7 protein-coding genes are annotated in these 6,694 nt (G+C 40.6%); all 7 read left to right on the top strand.

The window, feature by feature from the left end; all coding sequences use genetic code 11:
- Positions 1-198 precede the first annotated feature (198 nt).
- The 7 genes from KWJ01_RS27845 (at position 199) to KWJ01_RS27815 (ending at position 5,951) form a co-directional block, all read left to right on the top strand.
- On the top strand, positions 199-795 hold the full coding sequence (locus KWJ01_RS27845) for a hypothetical protein (protein ID WP_225000432.1): 597 nt from the start codon (positions 199-201) through the stop codon (positions 793-795).
- Complete coding sequence (locus KWJ01_RS27840) at positions 752-1,279, top strand: hypothetical protein (protein WP_225000431.1); 528 nt, start codon at positions 752-754, stop codon at positions 1,277-1,279. Before KWJ01_RS27845 ends, KWJ01_RS27840 begins: the two co-directional genes overlap by 44 nt.
- A gap of 276 nt (positions 1,280-1,555) precedes the next feature.
- Positions 1,556-1,798 (top strand): UPF0175 family protein, encoded by a 243-nt coding sequence (locus tag KWJ01_RS27835; protein ID WP_225000430.1) that lies wholly within the window; start codon positions 1,556-1,558, stop codon positions 1,796-1,798.
- The gene (locus tag KWJ01_RS27830; RefSeq protein ID WP_225000429.1) at positions 1,776-2,231 is read left to right on the top strand and encodes a DUF3368 domain-containing protein; all 456 of its coding nucleotides are present in this window, start codon (positions 1,776-1,778) and stop codon (positions 2,229-2,231) included. The genes KWJ01_RS27835 and KWJ01_RS27830 overlap by 23 nt, the downstream gene beginning before the upstream one ends.
- 58 nt (positions 2,232-2,289) lie before the next feature.
- Positions 2,290-3,000, top strand: coding sequence for a zeta toxin family protein (locus KWJ01_RS27825; protein ID WP_255651238.1), 711 nt, complete (start codon positions 2,290-2,292; stop codon positions 2,998-3,000).
- Between the two features lie 1,270 nt (positions 3,001-4,270).
- Entirely contained in the window at positions 4,271-5,101 is an 831-nt protein-coding gene (locus tag KWJ01_RS27820; protein WP_225000428.1) for an alpha/beta fold hydrolase, read from the top strand.
- A gap of 1 nt (position 5,102) precedes the next feature.
- Positions 5,103-5,951: a pentapeptide repeat-containing protein gene (locus KWJ01_RS27815; RefSeq protein WP_225000427.1), complete on the top strand. Its 849-nt coding sequence runs from the start codon at positions 5,103-5,105 to the stop codon at positions 5,949-5,951.
- The last annotated feature ends 743 nt before the right edge of the window (positions 5,952-6,694 follow it).

Raw genomic sequence — 6,694 nt, 5'->3', positions numbered from 1 at the left:
CTGTCATTATTTGGAATATGCTTGTCAAGCATCAGCCCTTTACGCCTCCAGATCAGTATGAATATCTGGACCAAAAACGAAAGAGAAAGGTGCGAGAACTACAAAAACAATTAGCTAAATTGGAAACAACACTAGCCCAATTAAAAGGACCCCAAAATGCTCCTGTAGAGGCTTTCTAGAAACGTTAGTCAGAATTATATGGGGACAATAGATTATAGCAATCTTTTGAGCTTTTTAAATCAATTGCCGCAGGAATGCGACAGGAATATTTATGAAGAAATGCGATCAATCAACGTTCCTGGTGATTGGAAGCAGATAGGATCACTAGTGGATAAAAGAATTAGTGGTTTTGGGACTCTTTATAAACCATGGACTGATTATGCACTTGGTTTCTATCCATATAATATGTGTGATATTTACCAAGACAATAAAGGGAGAGTGTTGTTATCATATGAAGAATGGGGAGGACATGCACCCTTCAGGCGTAGTTTTATTGCCACCAAAACTTCACCTTTCATACACGAGCCTGTTAGTTGTAACATAACAGTATTAGGACAAGAAAATGATCGATTTATAGCCTTTTTAGAACAGTATGGTCTAACTGCCTCTAAAATTCAGGCTGATATTTCAAAATATAAAAATGTCCATCAGATTACAGAAAACATAGATAAAGAGGATACCATCATTACCAAGGTTCATCATAACAGCGTTGGTAATGAATACTATTATACCTTGATTACCAAAAGAGAAAATGCAGTGGTTATCTCACAAGAATTTAATAAAAACAGCAGGTAACAACAGAATAAAGCAAATGCCCCAACTGCATTCAGCCATTGACAATGCAGGGAGCTGCTTTTGCGTCCTTTCAGTGAAGGCCGGTGAAGGGCATCTGCTTTATTCAATGGACGTTGTGAGCAAGAAAAACATGCGACACATAGCAATCATATTCTTCTTATTATTAACAGTCTCTAAGTTAAATGCTCAGACAATAAGACCTGCCGCACAAGGTGACAGCTTATTTCGGGTATCGATAGTGAAACTGTTAGCTAATCCTGAAAAATATCATAATAAGTTAGTTGTTATTAAAGGATTTCTACACCATAGGTTTGAAGACTCTGGTATTTACTTGACTAAAGAACATTCCCAGCTTAATAGTCATGAAAATGCATTATGGGTCCGCTATGACGAAAATGTTATTGTTGAGCCACTGAAAGGCGGAAGAGGTGATTTGAAAAATATGGATAGAAAATTTGTGATGATTGTGGGATATTTGATATGAATAGTAATGGTCATTTTGGTAACTATGCAGGGACTATACGTGGCGTTACAAGGATTTCTGTAGTTGATTGAATAAAAAATAATCCTGCTCACAACAACAGAATAAAGCAAGCTCCCCCAGCTCATTCAGCCATTGACAATGCTATTGTCTACCTTTGCGTCTGCTCAGCAGAGGCCGGTGAATGGTCGCCTGCTTTACTCAATGGACGTTGTAGCCAAGCCAAAGAACTGTGCGCATCAATCTGTCGTTCTAAGATAAAATACCTAACTTAGGATTATGAGGACGCTAACGATACAAATACCGGGCACCGTAGATTTAGATGATAAAGAAGCTAGAATGGCTTTAGCATCTAAACTGTATGAACTTGGAAAGCTTACCCTGGGACAGGCCGCAGACATGGTAGGATATTCAAAAGAGACATTCATGGAGCTGTTGGCCGACTATGGAGTTTCCTTCTTCAACTATTCGGCTGATGAACTTGACGAGGACATACAGAATGCCCACCGCCATAGTATCTGATACCAGCTGCCTGATCCTTTTCTACAAGATTGGAGAAATGGACCTGCTCCATAAAGTCTATGGACTGATTATCATTACCGGGACAGTATCACAGGAATTTAGAAGACCCTTGCCTGACTGGATATCAGTACAGGATCCCAAGACGAACTTACACCAGGGACTAATGAGCTTCTTGGATGCAGGAGAAGCGACTTCTATAGCCTTAGCGTTAGAACTTCCTGACGCCTTGCTTATCATTGATGAATCAAAAGGCAGAAGGGTAGCAAAAGAACTTGGGGTTCAGATCACCGGCTCACTTGGGACTGTTATTGCAGCTAAAGAGAAAGGTGTAATTCAGTCGGTGAAGCCAATCATCGAGAAAATCAAAAAGACCAATTTCAGAATATCAGATGATCTGCTAAACAAGATCCTGCATCTGGTAAATGAAAAATAAAAGCCTGGCTACAACAACAGAATAAAGCAAATGCCCCAAGAGCTTTCAGCCATTGACAATGCCGGAAGCAAATTTTGCGTACGTTCAGCAAAGGGCGGTGAAGGGCATCTGCTTTATTCAATGGACGTTGTGTGCAACAAGAGCAGAAGCCAGCCATCAAGTAAATCATCCAATTTCCTATCTTTGGTTAATGGATCAAAAGAGGCTGTACATTATATCAGGTTGCAACGGGGCTGGAAAGACAACTGCTTCCTTTAATATCTTGCCAGAGATCTTATCCTGCAAAGAATTCGTAAATGCAGATGAGATTGCAAGAGGATTATCCCCATTTCAGCCTGGCAAAGTAGCAGTTGAAGCTGGTCGCCTCATGCTTAACCGAATTTCAGAGCTAATGAATGCTGGAGAGGACTTTGCTTTTGAAACCACTCTTTCCACCAGGAGTTACAAAAGTAGAGTGTTAGAAGCCCAAGCTGAAGGATACTTTGTGACGCTGATTTACTATTGGTTGGAAACACCGGAATTGGCAGAAAAGAGAGTTGAGCTTAGGGTAAAGGAAGGTGGACATAATATCCCCAAAGATGTGATCTATAGACGCTACATAAAAGGCATTCAGAATCTGTTCAATATCTATCTGCCTATCTGCGACTACAGCATGATATTTGATAACTCTAAACCAGACCCTGTACTCGTATATGAATCTGAAAAGGGCGGCCAGGAAATCATCCATGATCCTGAAAGGCTCTCAAACATCAAAAAATATCTGGCATGAAGAATATAGATATATCGAAATTAAGGAAGGACATCTTGGAAGGCATGAAGGTGTCCTCCGAAAAGCTTAAGACTTTGAAAAAGCAATTAGGACGGACGATCGTGATCAGTGAAAACGGAGTGATCCGGGAAATAGAAGCCAAGGATCTTAAATAAATAAAATAAGCTGCGCACAACAGCCACAACAGAATAAAGCAAATGCCCCAACAGCTTTCAGCCATTGACAATGCAGGGAGCAAATTTTGCGTCCTTTCAGCAAAGGCCGGTGAAGGGCATCAGCTTTATTCAACGGACGTGTGTGTCTTGAACCGACTCCTACAATAGTGGGGGAAGGATGCTGTACAAAAGATGGAAGGCTTTTGTTTTGGGAGAGCCACAAGTGCGGAAGCCGAGCGAAAGGGCTGGCCGACTTGCTTTCAGAAGAAGAGGATTTGGACTTCCGCAGACGCCCGTCAGGGGGAGTTTGCAAACCACCTTATGCTGCTGAAGGAGTAACTGCCTTTGGTGGTGAACGATAAGGAAAAGCAAGGACAATGATCCATGCAGGTGAGTGCTGTAGAGCTGAATAATTGGGGACGCCCAGTCTGAACCACCTAAGAAGCCTCGTTAGGATTAAAGTAATGTCGAAAGCAGGTGCTACGTCTACATCTGTGAAGGGAGTGTGAAGGATGTCCTGATTTCTGTTAACGCGGCATTCGGGCTGGGCGCCCCCGGGTAAAGGTGGCAGGAATGCAGCACAGGCTTATGGAAGTTTCTCCCGCTTATTGCGGGAGAACAAGATCGGACCGCCGAAGCGGAAGTCACTATCGCACTGTTAACTGAAGAAGGAAGCAGTCACACAAGTATAGTGTGAGATAGTGGTGGCGGATCAGATCATAGTAGTGATGAAGGTTCTGTAATGGAGCTGGAGTGAAGGACCTGACTTGTTTAGTTTCGGCTATGTAACAACCAGAAATGGGACGATTAGACAGCTAGAAACAGATCACTGCCATTACCTGAAAAGGTGCTGGCACATCCAAAATGTTACTACATTAGTGATTAAACAAGAAGAGCCGTATGAAGGGAGCGGGCCCCGCCGGGACTTTCACGTACGGTTCCGTGAGAACGTGGGGGTGAAATTCCCCTGCGTGACTCGATTACCAGCAATGTAAAACAATCAACAGCTCTCACAAACAACCAAAAGTAGTTGGCAACCAACCATTAGTAGTGGCTGAAATTTGAATCCGACTGACAGTCCAAGCTAATTTTGTAGCATCAAAAAACGAGGAAAAATGATGCTAAAATCAAAATCGGTGAGCAATGAAACCGAAAGCCGTCAAAACAAACAATGGAGTGGATTTATACCAGTAGAGGACACAAAATTGTTTACCAAAGACACAGGAGGTTCCGGACAAGCAATTATCTACCTAAATGGTTCTTATGCCAATCAAAAGCATTGGAAAAAGGTCGTAAAAGAGCTGGGTTCAAATTACAGGCACATTCTTTATGATGAAAGGGCTCGTGGAAATTCAAAAAAATCAAAAGACTATTCCTTTGATGCTTGTTTGCGGGACTTAACTGCCATAATCGAGCACAGACATATAGAAAAGCCTATCTTGGTCGGATGGTCGTATGGAGCGATATTGGCAGTTCATTGGGCTAAACGATATCCGAAGGGAGCATCAGGAATTGTGGCTGTTGATAGTGCTGTGCCTTACGGTCTAACAGGCGATGAATCTAAAGCAAGGATTTATAAATTATTTAACCGTATCAAATGGATTTTACCCTTCATTGCACCATTTGGACTTGCGGCAAGAATGACTGCCAAACAGCACGCAGAAATCAATATTGAAATCAACGAAATATCAGCGAAGTTGGAGCCTATATTGCTAACCATAGGTATCCCAGTTCGATACCTTTTGGCTTCCGGAGCAAGTCGCGGTGGCGAAGAACACGAGTTCAAAGCTATGAGAGAAAGCTTAACTCCACTTCTTACAAAAAATCTAAATCTAAAAGTAGATGTACAAGTGGAGAGTAATCACGAAAAAATCCTTTCAAAGGATTACATAGCAATAGCAAACTCAATTGATAAATTGGCAAATGAACTCAATCACCTAAAATAGAATGCAAAACTCAAAAATCATAGGTAACAAAATAGTCAATGCAAGAAAGCAGAAGAATCTTTCACAAGCTCAACTTGCACAGGAAATTGCAATAAGTCCACAAGCAGTAGGCAAATGGGAACGTGGGGAATCTCTACCTGACATAACGACCTTACAACGACTTGCCAAAATCTTTGAAGTAGACCTGAATTTTTTTTCCGAATCTTTTAAACCCAATGATATTTCTGAAAATCAATCAGAGTTTGGATGGGATATGTCAACAGCAACGTGGATTGATACAGACTTTTCTGGAATTAATAATCTTACAGACAAACTCAATGAATGTAATTTGAAGAGCTGTAAGTTCATCGGTTCTGACTTATCTAAGCTAAAACTTAAGTCCAATAAAGTTGTGGGTTGCGATTTTATAAATGCATTAGTGAAAAACAGTAAAGTCCAAACATCGACAATTTCCAAGAGTGATTTTATTGCCTGCTCTCTTGAAAATGCTGCATTTGCAGAAAGCAGTATTAAAAATTGTAACCTTACAAAATCCAATTTATCAGGAACGAAGTTTTTGGAAGCTAATTTTCAAGGCAACATTGTAGAAATGGCTATTTGGAATAAAACGTCTTTCAAAAGTACGGGAATATCCGATATTTCATTTGACGGAACTTTAGAAGGTTGCTCTTTTGAAGACTGTTCATTCAAAGCAGTAAAGTTTCAAAACGTTACAATGAGAAATACTTTTTTTAAACATAATAGAAAACTAAACCGAGTTCAATTTGTAGATTGTAAGGTTGATAAAGCGACCTATGCGTTTTTGAAAAATGAAGGTGCGAATTTGGAGGGTATTAAGTTGATAGATTGAGAGAGAAGAATGTAAAAACACTGCTGGTAACGTTCCTGCATTTAGCAGATGCCCGTTCACAGGTGGTTTGTTAGTGGACGCAAAGTATCAAATTCTTAATCAGCTGGCAACCCTGCTACAGGGGCATTTGCTTTATTCAACGGACGACGCTGTAAGTAATTCCCCATTTTACGGGCCTCAAATAATTTCGGAAGCTAACGTTTACGAGAGACTGTAGAATGCGTATCTTAAGGCAAAGAGCTCTTTGTAAGACCGTATTTAATTTGTCGCTTTCAAGCACGCTAGTAATTCTGGTATGAAGTGTAAAATCCTTCTTGGGAAGGATGTGATAATTTCAGTGGCGGCACCATAGGTGACCCCGATCAGGATAATTACAATATCCACAGAGACACTTCCTTAGAGCTCTTTTATTTACTTGAATTTAAAAATCTTGATTCCTCAAGACTGGCGAAGTGTAAGCTCCCCATTTTTAGGACCATTTAGAAGTAGAGGATTCTATTCATTTTTTAATAAAGTGCAGAAAGCTACAACTATTGCTATGGGTGTTAATTCTGACTAACGTTTCTAGAAAGCCTCTACAGGAGCATTTTGGGGTCCTTTTAATTGGGCTAGTGTTGTTTCCAATTTAGCTAATTGTTTTTGTAGTTCTCGCACCTTTCTCTTTCGTTTTTGGTCCAGATATTCATACTGATCTGGAGGCGTAAAGGGCTGATGCTTGACAAGCATATTCCAAATAATGACAG

The organism is Cesiribacter sp. SM1 (genome assembly GCF_020178975.1).
Taxonomy (GTDB): domain Bacteria; phylum Bacteroidota; class Bacteroidia; order Cytophagales; family Cyclobacteriaceae; genus Cesiribacter.
The sequence above is the reverse complement of the archived record's forward strand: the minus strand, read 5'-3'. Positions and strand labels throughout refer to the sequence as shown.

Coding starts and splice junctions, on each gene's coding strand:
- KWJ01_RS27845 (WP_225000432.1), top strand. CDS start 199: ATGGGGACAATAGATTATAGCAATCTTTTGAGCTTTTTAAATCAATTG.
- KWJ01_RS27840 (WP_225000431.1), top strand. CDS start 752: ATGCAGTGGTTATCTCACAAGAATTTAATAAAAACAGCAGGTAACAAC.
- KWJ01_RS27835 (WP_225000430.1), top strand. CDS start 1,556: ATGAGGACGCTAACGATACAAATACCGGGCACCGTAGATTTAGATGAT.
- KWJ01_RS27830 (WP_225000429.1), top strand. CDS start 1,776: ATGCCCACCGCCATAGTATCTGATACCAGCTGCCTGATCCTTTTCTAC.
- KWJ01_RS27825 (WP_255651238.1), top strand. CDS start 2,290: ATGCCGGAAGCAAATTTTGCGTACGTTCAGCAAAGGGCGGTGAAGGGC.
- KWJ01_RS27820 (WP_225000428.1), top strand. CDS start 4,271: ATGATGCTAAAATCAAAATCGGTGAGCAATGAAACCGAAAGCCGTCAA.
- KWJ01_RS27815 (WP_225000427.1), top strand. CDS start 5,103: ATGCAAAACTCAAAAATCATAGGTAACAAAATAGTCAATGCAAGAAAG.